The sequence below is a fragment of the Herminiimonas sp. genome (assembly GCF_030655415.1).
This window is the reverse complement of the sequence record NZ_JAURVN010000002.1, coordinates 502,556-519,423: the sequence shown is the minus strand read 5'-3', so window position 1 is coordinate 519,423 and position 16,868 is coordinate 502,556. Positions and strand designations below refer to the sequence as shown.

Below are 16,868 nucleotides of genomic sequence, written 5' to 3'. Positions count from 1 at the left end.
GGCTACCCTCAGCAGAAAGAAGAAAGAGGTTCAGGACAAGGCGTTGATAAAAGCCTGGACCTGGCCCTTGAGTGAGCCGCTCGATTGCGCCAGCACTTCCTCGGCCAGTGAGCGGGCACCCTCCACGTCGCCAATCGCGCGAAACTCTTCAGCCAGCGCAAATTTGGTTGCCAGCGGGTCTTCCATGCCAGATGGCGCAGGCGCTGACGCCGCGATTTTCGGGCTTTCGGTGGTCGGGCCATCCAGGTCCAGCGACAAGGCGCCCAGATCGAACTCCATCATGCCGCTGGTATCCAACGAGCTTGCTGCCGACGTGACGACGGGCGCAGCCGTGAAGCTCAGGCCGCCGGCCTGCGAAGGAGTCTCGGGCGCAGCGACTTTTGTGGGTGGCGACACGGCCGACGGGATGCTCGCGGTCGGCTCGGTTCGCGCAGAAGGAACCGGTGCGGGCGTCGCAGGCTTGTCGTCCAGCGAGAAATCCAGGTCCAGGTCGAAGTCAACCGCGGCTGTCGAGAGTGCTGGCGCTGGCGTAACGGCTTGCGCCATGGGTGGCGATGCAACTCCCGCGGCAACAGCGCCTGCTTGGGCCACACCACCCGCACTGCTAGGCGCGGGCTGGCCGTCTGGCTGGTACATCGGATTGGCAGGGTCCAGGCCCCGGCCCATTTCAACCGCCTGCGCCCATTCCGTGCCATGGCCCTTGGTCAATCTGAACGCCTCGGCCGCCACCACTTCAAACGCCTTGGCGTCGCGGCGTTTGGCATAAATTTCCAGCAGCTTGGAATGGATGGCGATCCGGCTGGGGCTGACCCGCATGGCTTCCTTGAGGATTTCCTCGGCCTGCAGGTCGCGACCGTAGGCGAGGTAGACATCGGCTTCGGCCACCGGATCCACATCGCCGGCTGCATCAAGCTGGCTGGGCGAATACACCATCGACGAGCCGGTGGCACTGGCCTCGTCGGTGTCGATCCGCTGGCCGCCGCTGGCGCCAAAAAAGGAGTCAGGCTGCAAACGGCTTTCCAGGAATGAGCTGTCTACCGCGACGGCATTTTTGCGCTGGCGGACACGGTACACACCGAAGGCAGCCAGAAGCACCAGCAAGCCGGCGCCGCCCGCCAGTACCAGCGGATTCTCGATCAGATCGTCGATCAGGCTGGTCTGCGCAAGAGGTGGCGGGCGCGCAGCAAGCACTGGTTTTTTGACGGGCGCAGCAGCGGCGGATGCCGGCACACTGGCGACCGGGGCTGCTGCTGACGCTGGCGTTGCCGGCGCCGAAGCGACCGCACTGCTGGCCGGGCTCAATGCAGAAGCCGGCGCCGAAGCAGCGGGCAATGCACCCGCCAATACACCAGGTTTGGCAACGACCACGCCCGGCGTTTGAGGACTGGGCGCGGCGGGAGCGGCAGGCGCAGCGGGCGCGGCCGGGGTACTGCCCAGCTTGTTCAGGTCACTGATGTTTTTCGACAGCTCGGCCACGCGGGCTGCCGCTTCCTTGGCTTGGCGCTCCTGCGCAATTTTTTCTTCTGCCGCCTTGCTTTGGGCTGCGCCCTTGGACAGGGTCAGCTTGTCAGGCGTCGCGGCAGCAGGCACCCGGTCTTCCACCTTGGCCTGGACCTGGCCTGTGGCTTGGCGGCCGGCGCCGGCAAGGCGGGTGTCCGGCGCGCCTTCGGCCAGCTTGCGGCGGAACTCATTGAAGTTCTTGCTTTGCGCGACGATGGTTCGTCTCGCCTCACCGGCAGGGATGGCCCCTGCCTGGTCGGCTCCTGGCAGTTCCAGCACAGCACCGGTTTTAAGGCGGTTGACGTTGCCGCCTATGAAGGCATCGGGGTTGCTGAGCAGCAGGGCCACCAGCATCTGGTCGAGCGAGACGCTGGCGGATTTGTGTTGCGCTGCAATCTTGCCGGCCGTGTCGCCCACTTTCACGGTGATTTTCTGGCCGCCAGCGGAAGGCGCTTTGTCGGCGGCAAGAGCCTGCGGCACAGGCGCCACGGCCACGGGTGCTGGCGTTGAAGGCGGCGAACTGGTCGGTGGTGGAGCCACCACCGCCGCCGCCGGTGCGGGCAGGGTAGGCGCAGGACGGGCTGGCGGCGACACGGTGGGCGCGGTCGGGGCTGCCATCGGCGGCGCATTGCCCGCCTGGCGCAGGTTGGGCGGATCGAACAGCATCGTGTAGTCACGCACGATACGGCCGGAAGCCCACCTGGCTTCCAGAATCAAGTCGACAAAAGGCTCACTGACGGGCTTGTCACTGCTCAAGCGCAGGTAGGACCGGCCATCCGGGCGGCGTTGCAGGCTGATCTGCACATTGGCAACCGCCGTGCTGTATTCCAGGCCGGCCGCCTTGAACGCGTCGGAACTGGCGACACTGGTCCGCAGCGTTGCCGCTTCGTCGGCGTTGATCTCGACAATCTCGACTTCAGCGCGCAACGGTTCGCCCAGAGCGGACTGAACGCTGATCCGGCCCAATCCCAAAGCATGGACTTGCAGGCTGGCAAGACTACCTGACAATGCAATGGCGGCCGCCACGGCACCTATACGCCAACGGCGAGGATGATTCATGGGAATTTGAGCCTCCGATGCTCGGTCTGCATAAAAATTTATTCTGCTTGTCCGCACAAAAACCTCAGCGCTAATTTTCAGTAAACAACATTAACATCAAGGCATTAGGCTGACAAGCTAAGACGGCACTTAAGTTTTGACACTGAGGGCAAGCAACAACTTACAACTTGGAGTTGTTGTCTGAGGGCAACGTCCAGATACAACTGCTTACCAGTGATCCGGCTTTGCGGTTTCCTGCCAAGCTGCTTCAGGCCTGCAAAAGAATACGCAGCATGCGCCGCAAGGGCTCGGCAGCCCCCCACAGCAACTGGTCGCCGACGGTGAAAGCGCCCAGGTAGTCGGGACCCATCGCCAGCTTGCGCAGGCGGCCGACCGGAATCGTCATGGCGCCAGTCACGGCGACCGGGGTCAGGTCGGTGATGGTCGCTTCGCGCGTGTTCGGCACCACTTTGACCCAGGGGTTATCAGCCGCGATCATCGCTTCGATGTCCGCCAGCGGCACGTCTTTTTTCAGCTTGAAGGTCAGTGCCTGGCTGTGGCAGCGCATCGCGCCGACGCGCACGCAGAAGCCGTCCACCGGGGTTTCGGCCGTTCCGAAGCTCGCGCCCTGGCCCAGGATCTTGTTGGTTTCGGCGCCGCCTTTCCACTCTTCCTTGCTCATGCCGTTGCCCAGGTCCTTGTCGATCCAGGGAATGAGCGAGCCGCCCAGCGGCACGCCGAAGTTGGCGGTTTCGACAGCGCTCAAGGATTGCTGTTTGGCCAGCACGCGGCGGTCGATTTCCAGAATCGCGGACTTCGGGTCATCCAGCAGGGCCTGGACCTCGCCGTTGAGCGTGCCGAACTGGGTCAGCAGCTCGCGCATGTGCTGCGCGCCGCCGCCGGAAGCCGCCTGGTAGGTCATGCTGGTCATCCACTCGACCAGGCCGGCCTTGTACAGGGCGCCCACGCCCATCAGCATGCAACTGACGGTGCAGTTGCCGCCAATCCAGTTTTTGCCGCCTTTGGCCAAAGCCTTCTGGATCACGGGCAGGTTGACGGGGTCCAGGATGATGATGGCGTCGTCGTTCATGCGCAGCGTCGAGGCGGCGTCGATCCAGTGACCGGTCCAGCCGGCGGCGCGCAGCTTGGGGTAGACCTCGCTCGTGTAGTCGCCGCCCTGCGCGGTGATGATCACGTCGCACTTCTTGAGGGCTGCAATGTCGAACGCGTCTTTAAGGGTGGTCTCGTTTTTTGCCTGGGCCGGGGCCTGGCCGCCGGCATTGGAGGTCGAGAAGAACACGGGTTCGATCAGGTCGAAATCGCCTTCGGCCTGCATGCGGTCGACCAGCACCGAGCCGACCATGCCGCGCCAGCCGACGAGTCCTGTGAGATTTCCTGCGAGTTTCATGGGGTTGCCCTTCAAAAATATGCTTTTTGACCCGGCTCATCGAGCCGGCAGGGCGCGACGAGGCGGGCTGTGTCAGCCTTTAATGGTCGTCGTTTTGGTGGTCTGGGCAAAAACCGGCGCAGCGCCCATCGCGCGCGAAGCGGCGACAAAGCGGGTGAGTGCGGGGTTTTTGCGCATGTGCTGATTGTAGCCAGGCTTGGCTTTACCGTCGCTGACGCTCGCGCCAAACCACCGTCAACAGGCCGGTTTGGCGCAGTTTTGCGGCAAAAAAAACGTCAGGTCATGTTTTTCCGCCGGGCCGCCACAGGAGTTAAAAATGCAAGCCAGGGCCGCGGAACCGGCTTCGCCGGGCCGCAGGCGCAGCGGCCCCCTCGGGGGGCAGAGAGCTACACGAAGTGAGCGAACGTGGGGGCCTGTTACCCCAGGGCTTTGACCACTGCGTTACCCATCTCCACCGTACCGACCTTGGTCGTGCCTTCGCTGTAGATGTCGGGTGTGCGCAGGCCCTGCGTCAACACGGCGTCCACGGCTTTTTCGATGCGTGCGGCGGCTTCGGGCTGGTTCAGGCTGAAGCGCAGCATCATGGCCGCGCTCAAAATCGTCGCCAGCGGATTCGCCACACCTTTGCCGGCGATGTCCGGCGCGCTGCCGTGGCTGGGTTCATACAGGCCCTGATTTTTGGTGTTCAGGCTGGCCGAAGGCAGCATGCCGATGCTGCCGGTCAGCATGGCGGCCGCGTCGCTGAGAATGTCGCCAAACATGTTGCCGGTCACCATCACGTCGAATTTCTTCGGTGCCTTGACCAGTTGCATCGCGGCGTTGTCCACATACATGTGGTCCAGCGCCACGTCGGGGTACTGCAGTCCGATCTCTGTCACCACGTCTTTCCAGAGCTGGAAGGTTTCCAGCACGTTGGCCTTGTCGACGCTCGTGACCCGTTTGCCGCGTTTGCGCGCTGCCTGGAAAGCGATGTGGGCAATGCGCTCGATCTCGGGGCGCGAATAACGCATGGTGTCAAAGGCTTCCTCGCTGCCGGGGAAATGCCCGTCGATGGCGATGCGGCGGCCGCGCGGCTGGCCGAAGTAGATGTCGCCGGTCAGTTCGCGGATGATCAGGATGTCCAGGCCCGCCACCAGCTCGCGCTTCAGGCTGGAGGCGTCCACCAGTTGCGGGTAGCAGATGGCCGGACGGAAGTTGGCAAACAGGCCCAGGTTTTTGCGCAGACCCAGAATCGCCTGCTCGGGCCGCAGGGAACGCTCCAGCTTGTCATATTTCCAATCGCCGACGGCGCCAAACAACACGGCATCGGATTCCTGGGCCAGCTTGAGCGTGGCATCAGGCAACGGATGGCCGTGGGCCTCGTAAGCGGCACCGCCGACCCGTGCGGTTTCGGTTTCAAACTTCAGGTCCAGCGCCTTCAGCACCTTGACCGCTTCGGCGATGATTTCCGTGCCAATGCCATCGCCCGGAAGAATTGCAATTTTCATGTTTATGGTCTTTTATGGCTGGCCGCGCCCGTTGGTATGGGGTTGAAACCAGATTGGATTGATCAATATCAGCCGAGGTGGGTGTGGGCCAGCCAGGGCTTTTGTGCCAGGCGTTCGGCTTCGAACGCCTTGATCTTGCCACCGTGGCGCAGGGTCAGGCCGATATCGTCATAACCGCCGAGCAGGCAGAATTTTTTGAAGGCCTGCACCTCGAACGCGATTTCTTCGCCCTGCGGCTTGATGATGACCTGGCGCTCCAGGTCAATGGTGAGTTGGTAGCCCGGGAAGGCCAGCGCCTCGTCGAACAATTGGCCGACCTGCGCCTCGCTCAGCACAATCGGAAGCAGGCCGTTCTTGAAGCTGTTGTTGAAAAAGATGTCGGCATAGCTCGGCGCGATGATGGCGCGAAAGCCGTATTGGTCCAGCGCCCAGGGGGCATGCTCGCGCGAGGAACCGCAACCGAAGTTCTTGCGCGCCAGCAGGATGGACGCGCCCTGGTAGCGCGGCTGATTCAGCACGAAGTCCGGATTCGGCTTGCGTGTCGCCGGGTCCTGGCCGGGAAAGCCGGCGTCGAGGTAGCGCCAGGCGTCGAACAGGTTGGGGCCGAAGCCGGTCTTGCGGATGGACTTGAGGAACTGCTTGGGGATGATGGCGTCGGTGTCGACGTTCTCGCGGTCCATCGGGGCCACGAGGCCTTTGTGTACGGTGAAAGGTTTCATTATTTTTTCGCTTTGTCTTCAATCTTCTCGCCGACCTTCTGCAGATCCTGCCCAAATCCCTTGGCCGTGTTGCAGCCGGCCAGCATGAATGCAAACAACAGGGCGAGTAAGGCAGTCATCTTTTTCATGTTGAATTCCTTTGGAATGCGGTTCAAACGAATCTACGGATGTCAACAAAGTGGCCATGCACTGCCGCGGCGGCCGCCATGGCCGGACTGACCAGGTGGGTGCGGCCGCCGGCGCCCTGCCGGCCTTCGAAGTTGCGGTTGCTGGTGGAGGCGCAGCGCTCGCCCGGCTCCAGCCGGTCGGCGTTCATGGCCAGGCACATCGAGCAGCCGGGCTCGCGCCATTCAAACCCTGCGGCCGTGAAAATCTTGTCCAGGCCTTCGCGCTCGGCCTGCTCCTTGACCAGGCCCGAACCGGGCACGACCATCGCGAGCTTGACATTGCCGGCGACTTTCCGTCCGATTTTCTGGATGATGGCAGCCGCCTCGCGCATGTCTTCGATGCGGCTGTTGGTGCATGAGCCGATGAAGACCTTGTCGACCAGGATGTCGTTGATCGCCTTGCCCGGCTGCAGGCCCATGTAGATGAGCGCACGCTCGATGGCGTCGCGTTTGTTCGGGTCTTTTTCCTTGTCCGGATCGGGCACCACGTCGTCAATAGCCAGCACCATCTCGGGCGAGGTGCCCCAGGTGACTTGCGGACGGATCTGGCTGGCATCGAGCAACACGACGGTATCGAACTTCGCATCGGCGTCGGACTGCAGTGTGCTCCAGTATTGGACAGCCTGGTCCCACTCCACACCGGTCGGCGCCAGCGGCTTGCCCTTGACGTAGGCTATCGTCTTCTTGTCCACGGCCACCAGGCCGGCTCTGGCCCCGGCTTCGATCGCCATGTTGCAGACCGTCATGCGCGCTTCCATGCTGAGGGTGCGGATCGCCGAGCCACCGAATTCAATGGTGTAGCCGGTGCCGCCTGCCGTGCCTATCTTGCCGACGATGGCCAGCACGATGTCCTTGCCAGTCAGGCCTGGGGCCAGCGTGCCTTCGACCTTCACGAGCATGTTTTTGGCTTTTTTGGCGAGCAGGGTTTGCGTGGCCATCACATGCTCGACTTCACTGGTACCTATGCCGTGGGCCAGCGCGCCAAACGCGCCGTGCGTCGAGGTGTGGGAGTCGCCGCAGACCACCGTCATGCCGGGCAGGGTCGCGCCGGTTTCGGGGCCGATCACATGCACAATGCCCTGGCGTCTGGACAGGAAGGGGAAGTAGGCCGCCGCACCGAACTCGGCGATGTTGCTGTCCAGCGTGGTGATCTGCTCCTTGCTCACCAGGTCGGTGATGCCGTCGTAGCCGCGCTCCCAGCCGGTCGTTGGCGTGTTGTGGTCGGCCGTCGCCACGATCGAGCTGATGCGCCAGACTTTGCGGCCCGCTTCGCGCAGGCCTTCAAAGGCTTGCGGGCTGGTGACCTCATGCACCAGGTGCCGGTCGATGTAAAGAATGGCCGTGCCGTCTTCTTCGGTGTGGACGACGTGTTCGTCCCAGATCTTGTCGTAAAGGGTGCGTCCCATGGTATTTCCTTGGCAATGCGTGATTTTATGCGGCGTACTGAATCCGGTGCGCTCCAGATGAAACGCCCGCCGGCGTTGTCATCCGACGGGCGCTTAAAATGCCGCGGCATCAGCGTTCGGAAATCGGCAGCACATCGCGCTGAAGAGAGCCTGTGAAAAGCTGGCGCGGGCGGCCGATCTTGTACTCGGGGTCGCCGATCATCTCGTTGAGCTGGGCAATCCAGCCGACGGTGCGGGCCAGCGCAAAGATCGCGGTGAACAGTGGAACCGGGATGCCGATGGCGCGCTGCACGATGCCGGAGTAGAAGTCGACGTTGGGGTAGAGCTTGCGCGAGACGAAGTAGTCGTCTTCGAGTGCGATTTTTTCCAGTGCCATCGCCAGCTTGAACAGCGGGTCGTTCTCCAGGCCCATTTCCGTGAGCACCTCCTTGCAGGTTTCCTGCATGAGCTTGGCGCGCGGGTCGTAATTTTTGTAGACGCGGTGGCCAAAACCCATCAGCTTGACACCGGAGTTCTTGTCCTTGACCTGCTTGATGAAGTCGCCGATTTTTTCGACACCACCGGCTTTCTGGATGTCGCCCAGCATGTTCAGCGCCGCTTCGTTGGCGCCGCCGTGCGCAGGGCCCCACAGGCAGGCCACGCCGGCTGCAATGGCCGCAAACGGGTTGGTGCCTGACGAGCCGCACAGGCGCACGGTCGAGGTCGATGCATTCTGTTCGTGGTCGGCGTGCAGGATGAAGATGCGGTCCAGCGCGCGTTCGAGCACCGGGTTGACCTTGTACTCTTCGCACGGCGTGGCAAACATCATGTGCAGGAAGTTGCCGGCGTAGCTCAGGTTGTTTTTCGGGTACATGTAGGGCTGGCCCACGGTGTACTTGAAGGCCATGGCCACCAACGTGGGCATCTTGGCAATCAGGCGAATCGCGGCAATCTCGCGGTGCTCGGGGTTGTTGATGTCGGTGCTGTCATGGTAGAAAGCCGACAGGGCGCCCACCAGGCCGGTCATGATGGCCATGGGATGCGCATCGCGACGGAAACCGCGCAGGAAAAACTGCATCTGCTCGTTGACCATGGTGTGGTTGGTCACGCGGCTGACGAAATCCTGTTGCTGGGCGCCGTTGGGCAGCTCACCGTAGAGCAGCAAGTGGCAGGTCTCAAGGTAGTCGCAATGGGTGGCGAGCTGCTCGATGGGGTAGCCGCGGTACAGCAGTTCGCCCTTGTCGCCATCGATGTAGGTGATGGCCGACTGGCAGGCCGCGGTCGAGAGGAAGCCCGGGTCATAGGTGAACATGCCGGTCTGCGCGTACAACTTGCGGATGTCTACCACGTCGGGACCCACGTTGCCATGGTACACCGGTAATTCGACACTGGGGCTGCCGTTGCTGAAGGACAGGGTGGCTTTGTTGTCAGCGAGTTTCATTTCTACTTTCTTTCTTTCGTCAATGAGGCAGTCAGGGGGTGACGGGCGGTGTCCGCATCAGGATCAGCACTTCCAGCGCTTCGGCGGTCGCCGCGCTGGCGGCTGAAAGCTCGCCAGGTTCTTTACGTTTGAGCAGCAAATCCAGCAGGTCGTTGTCGGACAAGTCCATTAAATCATCGAGACCTTTGGCCTGCCTGACGGTCAGGCCCGCTTCATGTCCGCGAAAAAACCGTTCGATGAACAAATCGTTTTCCAGCAAACCCCGGCGGCAACGCCATTTGAGCTTGCTCAGGGCCCGTTCGCCGAGCCGCTCGTCCATCGTGTTCATTGCGCCGGGGCCGTGGAAAAAGATTTAGACGGTCCGCAGAACCATCATTTCCTTGATCTTGCCAATTGCCTTGCTGGGGTTCAAGCCCTTGGGGCAAACATCCACGCAGTTCATGATGGTGTGGCAGCGGAACAGGCGGTACGGGTCCTCCAGGTTGTCCAGGCGTTCGGCCGTGGCTTCATCGCGGCTGTCGGCAATAAAACGGTAGGCTTGCAGCAGGCCGGCCGGGCCGACGAACTTGTCCGGGTTCCACCAGAAACTGGGGCATGCCGTCGAGCAACTGGCGCACAGAATGCACTCATAGAGGCCGTTGAGTTCGTCGCGCTCTTGCGGGCTTTGCAAGCGTTCTTTTTCCGGCGGCAAATTGCCGTTAATCAAATAAGGTTTGATCGAGTTGTACTGCTTGAAGAACTGCGTCATGTCCACGATCAGGTCGCGCACCACCGGCAGACCCGGCAGCGGCTTCAGAACAATGGTACCGGGCAGCGTGCGCATATTGGTCAGGCAGGCCAAGCCGTTTTTACCGTTGATGTTCATCGCGTCCGAGCCGCAAACGCCCTCGCGGCAGGAGCGGCGAAATGAGATCGTCGGGTCCTGCGCCTTGAGTTTCATCAGGGCGTCGAGCAGCATGCGTTCGCTGCCGTCGAGCTCGACCTCCAGGGTCTGCATGTAGGGCTTGGCATCCTGGTCGGGGTCGTAACGGTAAATCTGGAAAGTGCGTTTGGTCATGTTGGGCTCTCAGTCTCAGGACTTAATCAGTTGGGGCCAGCGCTGAATTGAATATCTGTCCCGCAAGTTATCAGAAGGTACGAACTGTCAGGGGCACGGACTCCACCGTCAGCGGCTTCATCTGCACCGGCTTGTAGGCCAGACGGCTGCCTTCGCTGTACCAGAGCGTGTGTTTGTGCCAGTCTGTGTCGTTGCGGCCGTTCGGATGTTCAGGCGTATCACCGTAGTCATCAACCGAATGCGCGCCCCGGCTTTCGTGGCGGGCAGCGGCCGACACGATGGTGGCCTCGGCCACTTCAATCAGGTTTTCAACTTCCAGGGCCTCGATGCGCGCCGTATTGAAAATCTTCGACTTGTCTTTCAGTCCGATGCTGTTGACACGTTCGCGCAGCGCGGCGATTTTCGCCACGCCTGCGTCCATGATGGCCTGGGTGCGAAACACGCCGGCATGCTGCTGCATCGCGGTCCGGATGTCGTCGGCCACGTCCTGCGCATATTCGCCGCTGGTCGCGTTGTCCAGGCGTGCAATACGCGCAAGCGCCTTGTCGGCCGCGTCAAGCGGCAGAGGCTTGTGCGTGGTGTTGGCCTTGTTGAATTCAACAATATGGTTGCCGGCAGCGCGGCCGAACACCAGCAGGTCGAGCAGCGAGTTGGTGCCCAGCCGGTTGGCGCCGTGGACGCTGACGCAGGCGCATTCGCCGACGGCATACAGGCCGTTGACAATCACGCTCTTGTTCTCCGCATTCTGCGTGACCACCTGACCATGGATGTTGGTCGGGATGCCGCCCATCTGGTAATGAATGGTGGGGACCACCGGGATGGGTTCCTTGGTGATATCGACGTTGGCAAAATTGTGGCCGATCTCGAACACCGAAGGCAGTCGCTTCATGATGTCTGCGACGCCAATGTGCGTCATGTCGAGATTGATGTAGTCCTTGTTCGGACCGCAACCGCGGCCTTCCTTGATCTCCTGGTCCATGCAGCGCGACACAAAATCACGCGGCGCCAGGTCTTTGTAGGCAGGCGCATAACGCTCCATGAAACGCTCGCCATTGCTGTTGCGCAAAATCGCGCCCTCGCCGCGGCAGCCTTCGGTCAGCAATACGCCGGCGCCATGCACGCCGGTGGGGTGGAACTGCCAGAACTCCATGTCTTGCAGCGGGATACCGGCCCGCGCGGCCATTCCCAGGCCATCGCCGGTGTTGATGAAGGCGTTCGTCGATGCGGCGAAAATCCGGCCGGCGCCGCCGGTGGCCAGCAGCGTGGTCTTGGCTTCAAAAATATGCACATCACCGGTTTCCATCTCCAGTGCGGTCACGCCAACCACGTCGCCATCGGCGTCGCGGATCAGGTCCATCGCCAGCCACTCGACAAAGAAACCGGTTTTTTCCTTGACGTTTTGCTGGTACAGCGTGTGCAGCATGGCGTGGCCGGTGCGGTCGGCCGCGGCGCAGGCGCGCTGCACCGGCTTTTCGCCGTAGTTGGCGGTGTGGCCGCCAAACGGGCGCTGATAAATCGTGCCATCGGGGTTGCGGTCGAAAGGCATGCCCATGTGCTCCAGGTCGTACACGACCTTGGGCGCCTCGCGGCACATGTATTCAATCGCATCCTGGTCGCCGAGCCAGTCGGAGCCCTTGACGGTGTCGTAAAAATGATAGTGCCAGTTGTCTTCGGACATGTTGCCCAGCGACGCGCCGATGCCGCCTTGCGCCGCCACCGTGTGCGAGCGGGTCGGAAACACCTTGGAGAGCACGGCGACGTTCAAACCGGCGCGCGCAAGTTGCAGTGAAGCGCGCATGCCGGAGCCGCCGGCCCCGACGATCACCACGTCGAATTTACGTTTGGGAAGCTTGGAAGATGCGGTCATGATTGTTTTTTCAGTCGATCGTCAAAAAGTCAGAAGGGGCTCAAAGGCGCCACAGGACTTGAATGGCCCAGCCGGCGCAAGCGACCAGCCACACGATGGTGGCGACCTGCAGCGACAGACGCAGCCAGACGGGCTTGATGTAGTCCATCCAGATGTCGCGCATGCCGACCCACGCGTGCCAGGCCAGCGCGATGATGACGGTGAAGGTCAGCGCTTTCATCCACTGAGACGAAAAAATGCCGGCCCATTGGTCGTAGCCGATGGGTCCTTTGCTGAAGATCACCTGGGCCAGCAGCAAAACAGTAAAAAGGGCCATCAGGGCCGCGGTGACGCGCTGGGCCAGCCAGTCACGCGTGCCGTAGTGCGCGCCGACAACGAGGCGTTTCGAGCCGTAATTTACAGACATCAGTTGCTCCTTGTTAGTAAAGGCCGAACAGCTTGGCGCCCAGCACCAGCGTCAGAAAAATGCTCAGGCCCAAGGTGACCAGCGCCGTGCTTTTGCCGAATTCGTTGCTGAGCCTGTGTGTTGCGTCCATGTAGAGATGGCGCAGTCCGGCGATGAAGTGGTGCAGGTAGGCCCAGATCAGCGCCAGGGCCGCCAGCTTCCAGATGAAGCCCGGCAAACCCAGCATGCCGACGTTGAAGGCTGCCTTGAATTTTTCGAACGAAATTTCGGAAGAAATCGAGGTGTCGAACATCCAGATGATGAAAGGCATCAGCAGGAACAGGATGGCGCCGCTGGCACGATGCAGGATGGAGACCCAGGCCGCCGGGGTCATGCGGTAGGTCGTCAGGTCTTTGAACGCGTTGATGTTGCGGAATTCAGGCCGCGTTAGGCGCTGTTTGGATGCCAGCTCTGTCATGGTTGGGCTTTCGTGGGGAATACTGGGAACTGGTTGGTAACTGGGTTGCTCAATTACAACTGAAAACATGTAAATTCTATTGCAACGCAGCACCCCCCCGTGAAACCCCTCGTGGCTTGCTTGACGGAGGTCATCAACTGAGTTCGTTTTTGTAGTGGTGCGTATCGGTTCTGTAGAGGCCGCGGCGCAGTTCCATCGGTGTGCCGTTGTAAGTGAACGCCGTGCGCTCCACGCTCAACAAGGGGGTGCCTGCCGGCACGTCCAGCAGTTGCGCCGCCACGGCATCGGCCGCGACAGCCCGGATTTTTTCCTCGGCCCGCACCATGCGCACACCGAACTCGGTTTCGAACAGCGCGTACATGGGGCCGCGGTAGCCGGCCAGCCGCTCCGCGGTCAAGCCCTTGAACGGGCCGCCCGGCAGCCACAGGTCTTCCAGAATCGTCGGCGCGTCCTGAAATGCCAGCACGCGGCGCACTTGCAGCACCGCGTCACCGCTGCGCAGGGCGAGCGCCCGCGCAATGTCGGCGGGCGCGCGCAGCCGTTTGCAGTCGATGATCTGGCGCTCGGCCGGGCCTTCACTGCCGGCGTCGCCGCTTTCCGGCATCAGGCGCAAGAATCGGTACTGCACCCGCTGCTCGGCATGGGTGGAGACAAACGTGCCTTTGCCCTGACGTCGCATCACCAGGTTCTCGGCGGCCAGCTCGTCGATGGCCTTGCGCACCGTGCCCTGACTGACGTGAAAGCGCGCGGCCAGGTCCATTTCGCTGGGAATCACTTCGCCCGGTTTCCACTCGCCGGCCTGCAGGCTCTGCAAAATCAGCGCCTTGATCTGCTGGTACAGCGGACTGAAGGCCGGCGTGACGGCGCCCGTCTCGGCTGCGGACGCAACAGGGTCTGACAGAGGGCTGGGGAGGATCGCCATGGAATGATTTCAATTGACCCGAATCTTATCTTATATAAGACATAAGACAAATTGACGACCCTCGGTTTTCGAGCGTAGAATCTTCGGCTGAGTGGACGCAAGGCGGGCGCCAGTATGACGCAGTTCGCATGCTTTTTCAGGTGCCGCAAGCCGCGAAAAAAACACTTCGTTCCTACCCGTTTCAACAACCGATTCACAACCTTCCTGGAGTTCTCAATCATGAGCAAAAAACCCGTCCGTGTTGCCGTTACGGGGGCCGCTGGTCAAATCGGTTATGCGCTGCTGTTTCGCATTGCTTCCGGCGAGATGCTGGGCAAGGACCAGCCGGTGATTCTGCAACTGCTGGAAGTGCCGGTCGAAGGCCCGCAAAAGGCGCTCAAGGGCGTGATGATGGAGCTCGACGACTGTGCGTTCCCGCTGCTGGTCGGCATGGAGGCCCACGGCGACCCGATGACGGCCTTCAAGGACGCCGACTACGCCCTGCTGGTCGGTTCGCGTCCGCGCGGCCCCGGCATGGAGCGCGCCGAACTGCTGGCCGTCAACGGTGCCATTTTCACGGCCCAGGGCAAGGCGCTCAACGCCGTGGCCAGCCGCAACGTCAAGGTGCTGGTCGTCGGCAACCCCGCCAACACCAATGCCTATATCGCCATGAAGAGCGCGCCGGATCTGCCGCGCAAGAACTTCACCGCCATGCTGCGCCTGGACCACAACCGCGCCCTGAGCCAGATTGCCGCCAAGACCGGCAAGGCGGTGGCTGACATCGAAAAGCTCACCGTCTGGGGCAACCACTCGCCGACGATGTATGCCGACTACCGTTTCGCCACCCTCAACGGACAGAGCGTTGCCAAGATGATCAATGACCAGGAATGGAACGCCAACACCTTCCTGCCGACCGTTGGCAAGCGCGGCGCCGCGATCATCGAGGCGCGCGGCTCGTCCTCGGCCGCTTCGGCGGCCAACGCCGCCATCGACCATATGCGCGACTGGGCCTTGGGCACCCAGGGCAAGTGGGTCACGATGGGCATTCCGTCGGACGGCCAGTACGGCATTCCGAAAGACACGATGTTCGGCTTTCCGGTCACCTGCGAAGGCGGCGAGTACAAGCTGGTCGAAGGCCTTGAAATCGACGCATTCAGCCAGGAGCGCATCGACAAGACGCTCAAGGAATTGCAGGATGAACAGGCCGGCGTGGCGCATCTGCTCTAAGGCAGTTCGCTCCCTCCCTCTCCGGGGGAGGGCTGGGGCGGGGGCCGCGCGCCAAGTCCCGTTTGCCGACACACGACCCCCCTCCCAGCCTTCCCCCAGCGGGGGAAGGAGAAAATCCCAAAGTCCAACCCCATGACCCACCCCCGCGACATCCTCCTTGGCGCCCAGGCCGCAACAGCTTTTCTGCCGGTTTGCGACCATTACAGCGGCGTCGAGACGCGGATGCGTAAAAGCCTGCAATTGCAGGCCGAAATGACGGAAGAGTTCGGCACTTGCGTGTTTGACGTGACGCTGGACTGCGAAGACGGCGCCCCGGTCGGCGGCGAGGCCGACCATGCCGCGCTGGTCGTCGCGCTGGTGTCGCTGGCCAGCGACAAGGCGCGTGTGGCGGTGCGGGTTCATGCGGTGGATCATCCGGCGTTTGAATCGGACATTGCCACCATTGCCGGCAAGGTGGGGCACCGGCTCAGCCACATCATGATTCCCAAGGTCGAGTCCGTCGATGTGGTCAACCGCGTTGTCAGCGCGCTGGCGGCCGTGTCGCAGGCCGATGTGCCGCTGCATGTGCTGCTGGAGTCGCCCGCCGCGGTACATCGCGCCTTCGAGATTGCCGCGCATCCGCGGGTGCAGTCGCTCAGTTTTGGTTTGATGGACTTTGTCTCCAGCCACGGCGGGGCGATTCCGGTGGACGGCATGAGCAGCTTGGGGCAATTCACGCATCCGCTGGTGGTGCGCGCCAAGCTGGAAATTGCGTCAGGCTGTCACGCCTGGGGCAAAGTCCCCTCGCATTGCGTTGTCACGGAATTCAGTGACACTGCGGCGATGAAAGCCGCTGCCGGCAAGGCCGCCCGCGAATTTGGCTACACCCGGATGTGGAGCATTCACCCGAGCCAGATCCGCCCCATCCTGGAGGCTTTTGCCCCGAGCGAAGGCGAGATTGAAAACGCCGCAAAAATAATAGCCGCTGCCGACCGCGCCGATTGGGCCCCCATCAGTTTTCAAGCCAGCTTGCATGATCGCGCCAGTTACCGCTATTTCTGGCAGGTGCTGGAGCGCGCCCACCAGACCGGCCGTGTTTTGCCGCCCGAGGCGCAAGGCTACTTTGCCGCCACGCTGAATTGATTTGGTCCACCGTTTTCAAGGAACCCTCATGAGACTCATTTTTGCCGCCGCAATTATTCTCGCTGCGCCCGCCTTGCTGCTGGCTCAGACGGCCCAGCCCACAACAGCCACTGCCCAGGCTGCAAGCGCCAAACCGGCCGCGCCCAAACCGCGTGTACCCATCAGACAGTCTGCCGCCAGAGCCGTTGAAGAAGTGACCGCCATCGACGACGATCCCAACGTCAAGCTGACCGCAGAAGACATGGAGATCGCCAAGCGTGTTTATGTCGGCCTCATCGCCTGCGAGCTGGGCGCTTCCGTCACCATCACGCCGAGCGACAAGCGACCGGGCCTTTTCCTCGTGCAGACCAGGACAGCCCGGTTCCATATGCATCCGGTCGAAAGCCGTACCGGCGCGATCCGTCTGGAAGACCCTAGAGCCGGCGCGATGTGGCTGCAACTGGGCAACAAGTCCATGCTGATGAGCCAGAAGCTGGGCCAGCGGCTTGCCGACGAATGCATGAGCCCGGCGCAGGTGGCTGTTGCCGACGAGCTGAAAAAGAACCCACTCCCCAGCATTCTGGATGCCCCGGTGCCCATGGTCGTCCAGGCGGCGCCCACCCAGGCCGATACGGGCGCGGCGCGGCCATCCATGCCGTCCGAATGAACGCGTTCCGCGATCCAGCCGATTTTTGAATACAGGAGAA

At 62.0% G+C, this 16,868-nt stretch carries 16 protein-coding genes; 3 read left to right on the top strand and 13 right to left on the bottom strand.

What is annotated here, in order from left to right:
* Window positions 1-30: 30 nt before the first annotated feature.
* From Q7T66_RS02490 to Q7T66_RS02430, 13 genes are all read right to left on the bottom strand, one after another.
* Window positions 31-2,559, bottom strand: a complete 2,529-nt coding sequence (locus tag Q7T66_RS02490) for a FimV/HubP family polar landmark protein (protein ID WP_304931679.1) — start codon at window positions 2,557-2,559, stop codon at window positions 31-33.
* Window positions 2,560-2,806: 247 nt separating this feature from the next.
* Window positions 2,807-3,946: an aspartate-semialdehyde dehydrogenase gene (asd, locus tag Q7T66_RS02485; RefSeq protein ID WP_304931678.1), complete on the bottom strand. Its 1,140-nt coding sequence runs from the start codon at window positions 3,944-3,946 to the stop codon at window positions 2,807-2,809.
* A 416-nt stretch (window positions 3,947-4,362) separates the two neighbouring features.
* Entirely contained in the window at window positions 4,363-5,433 is a 1,071-nt protein-coding gene (gene leuB, locus Q7T66_RS02480; protein ID WP_304931677.1) for a 3-isopropylmalate dehydrogenase, read from the bottom strand.
* 68 nt (window positions 5,434-5,501) lie between these two features.
* Window positions 5,502-6,152, bottom strand: coding sequence for a 3-isopropylmalate dehydratase small subunit (gene leuD / locus Q7T66_RS02475; protein WP_304931676.1), 651 nt, complete (start codon window positions 6,150-6,152; stop codon window positions 5,502-5,504).
* Entirely contained in the window at window positions 6,152-6,280 is a 129-nt protein-coding gene (locus Q7T66_RS02470; protein ID WP_304931675.1) for an entericidin A/B family lipoprotein, read from the bottom strand. The genes leuD and Q7T66_RS02470 overlap by 1 nt, the downstream gene beginning before the upstream one ends.
* 23 nt (window positions 6,281-6,303) lie before the next feature.
* Window positions 6,304-7,725 carry a 3-isopropylmalate dehydratase large subunit gene (leuC, locus tag Q7T66_RS02465; RefSeq protein ID WP_304931673.1) on the bottom strand — a complete coding sequence of 474 codons (1,422 nt, stop codon included), beginning with the start codon at window positions 7,723-7,725 and terminating at the stop codon, window positions 6,304-6,306.
* 109 nt (window positions 7,726-7,834) lie between these two features.
* The gene (gene gltA, locus Q7T66_RS02460) at window positions 7,835-9,145 is read right to left on the bottom strand and encodes a citrate synthase (RefSeq protein WP_304931671.1); all 1,311 of its coding nucleotides are present in this window, start codon (window positions 9,143-9,145) and stop codon (window positions 7,835-7,837) included.
* Window positions 9,146-9,176: 31 nt separating this feature from the next.
* Complete coding sequence (locus Q7T66_RS02455; protein WP_304931670.1) at window positions 9,177-9,473, bottom strand: succinate dehydrogenase assembly factor 2; 297 nt, start codon at window positions 9,471-9,473, stop codon at window positions 9,177-9,179.
* A gap of 24 nt (window positions 9,474-9,497) precedes the next feature.
* Window positions 9,498-10,202: a succinate dehydrogenase iron-sulfur subunit gene (locus tag Q7T66_RS02450; protein WP_304931669.1), complete on the bottom strand. Its 705-nt coding sequence runs from the start codon at window positions 10,200-10,202 to the stop codon at window positions 9,498-9,500.
* Window positions 10,203-10,272: 70 nt separating this feature from the next.
* Entirely contained in the window at window positions 10,273-12,069 is a 1,797-nt protein-coding gene (sdhA, locus tag Q7T66_RS02445) for a succinate dehydrogenase flavoprotein subunit (RefSeq protein ID WP_304931668.1), read from the bottom strand.
* 40 nt (window positions 12,070-12,109) lie between these two features.
* Complete coding sequence (gene sdhD, locus Q7T66_RS02440; protein WP_304931667.1) at window positions 12,110-12,475, bottom strand: succinate dehydrogenase, hydrophobic membrane anchor protein; 366 nt, start codon at window positions 12,473-12,475, stop codon at window positions 12,110-12,112.
* A 13-nt stretch (window positions 12,476-12,488) separates the two neighbouring features.
* The gene (gene sdhC / locus Q7T66_RS02435; RefSeq protein ID WP_304931666.1) at window positions 12,489-12,932 is read right to left on the bottom strand and encodes a succinate dehydrogenase, cytochrome b556 subunit; all 444 of its coding nucleotides are present in this window, start codon (window positions 12,930-12,932) and stop codon (window positions 12,489-12,491) included.
* A gap of 133 nt (window positions 12,933-13,065) precedes the next feature.
* Entirely contained in the window at window positions 13,066-13,854 is a 789-nt protein-coding gene (locus Q7T66_RS02430; RefSeq protein ID WP_304931665.1) for a GntR family transcriptional regulator, read from the bottom strand.
* Between the two features lie 219 nt (window positions 13,855-14,073).
* Between Q7T66_RS02430 and Q7T66_RS02425 the strand changes: the two genes are divergently transcribed.
* The 3 genes from Q7T66_RS02425 to Q7T66_RS02415 all read left to right on the top strand — a co-directional run bounded on the left by Q7T66_RS02425 (window position 14,074) and on the right by Q7T66_RS02415 (window position 16,828).
* Complete coding sequence (locus Q7T66_RS02425) at window positions 14,074-15,060, top strand: malate dehydrogenase (RefSeq protein ID WP_304931664.1); 987 nt, start codon at window positions 14,074-14,076, stop codon at window positions 15,058-15,060.
* A 132-nt stretch (window positions 15,061-15,192) separates the two neighbouring features.
* Complete coding sequence (locus Q7T66_RS02420; RefSeq protein WP_304931663.1) at window positions 15,193-16,182, top strand: CoA ester lyase; 990 nt, start codon at window positions 15,193-15,195, stop codon at window positions 16,180-16,182.
* A gap of 28 nt (window positions 16,183-16,210) precedes the next feature.
* Window positions 16,211-16,828: a hypothetical protein gene (locus tag Q7T66_RS02415; protein WP_304931662.1), complete on the top strand. Its 618-nt coding sequence runs from the start codon at window positions 16,211-16,213 to the stop codon at window positions 16,826-16,828.
* The last annotated feature ends 40 nt before the right edge of the window (window positions 16,829-16,868 follow it).

Bases quoted from the DNA above. Each gene is read 5' to 3' on its own strand.
- sdhA (WP_304931668.1), bottom strand. From the start codon at position 12,069: ATGACCGCATCTTCCAAGCTTCCCAAACGTAAATTCGACGTGGTGATC.
- Q7T66_RS02420 (WP_304931663.1), top strand. From the start codon at position 15,193: ATGACCCACCCCCGCGACATCCTCCTTGGCGCCCAGGCCGCAACAGCT.
- Q7T66_RS02425 (WP_304931664.1), top strand. From the start codon at position 14,074: ATGAGCAAAAAACCCGTCCGTGTTGCCGTTACGGGGGCCGCTGGTCAA.
- Q7T66_RS02415 (WP_304931662.1), top strand. From the start codon at position 16,211: ATGAGACTCATTTTTGCCGCCGCAATTATTCTCGCTGCGCCCGCCTTG.
- Q7T66_RS02490 (WP_304931679.1), bottom strand. From the start codon at position 2,559: ATGAATCATCCTCGCCGTTGGCGTATAGGTGCCGTGGCGGCCGCCATT.
- leuB (WP_304931677.1), bottom strand. From the start codon at position 5,433: ATGAAAATTGCAATTCTTCCGGGCGATGGCATTGGCACGGAAATCATC.
- sdhD (WP_304931667.1), bottom strand. From the start codon at position 12,475: ATGTCTGTAAATTACGGCTCGAAACGCCTCGTTGTCGGCGCGCACTAC.
- sdhC (WP_304931666.1), bottom strand. From the start codon at position 12,932: ATGACAGAGCTGGCATCCAAACAGCGCCTAACGCGGCCTGAATTCCGC.
- asd (WP_304931678.1), bottom strand. From the start codon at position 3,946: ATGAAACTCGCAGGAAATCTCACAGGACTCGTCGGCTGGCGCGGCATG.
- leuD (WP_304931676.1), bottom strand. From the start codon at position 6,152: ATGAAACCTTTCACCGTACACAAAGGCCTCGTGGCCCCGATGGACCGC.
- Q7T66_RS02430 (WP_304931665.1), bottom strand. From the start codon at position 13,854: ATGGCGATCCTCCCCAGCCCTCTGTCAGACCCTGTTGCGTCCGCAGCC.
- leuC (WP_304931673.1), bottom strand. From the start codon at position 7,725: ATGGGACGCACCCTTTACGACAAGATCTGGGACGAACACGTCGTCCAC.
- Q7T66_RS02450 (WP_304931669.1), bottom strand. From the start codon at position 10,202: ATGACCAAACGCACTTTCCAGATTTACCGTTACGACCCCGACCAGGAT.
- gltA (WP_304931671.1), bottom strand. From the start codon at position 9,145: ATGAAACTCGCTGACAACAAAGCCACCCTGTCCTTCAGCAACGGCAGC.
- Q7T66_RS02470 (WP_304931675.1), bottom strand. From the start codon at position 6,280: ATGAAAAAGATGACTGCCTTACTCGCCCTGTTGTTTGCATTCATGCTG.
- Q7T66_RS02455 (WP_304931670.1), bottom strand. From the start codon at position 9,473: ATGAACACGATGGACGAGCGGCTCGGCGAACGGGCCCTGAGCAAGCTC.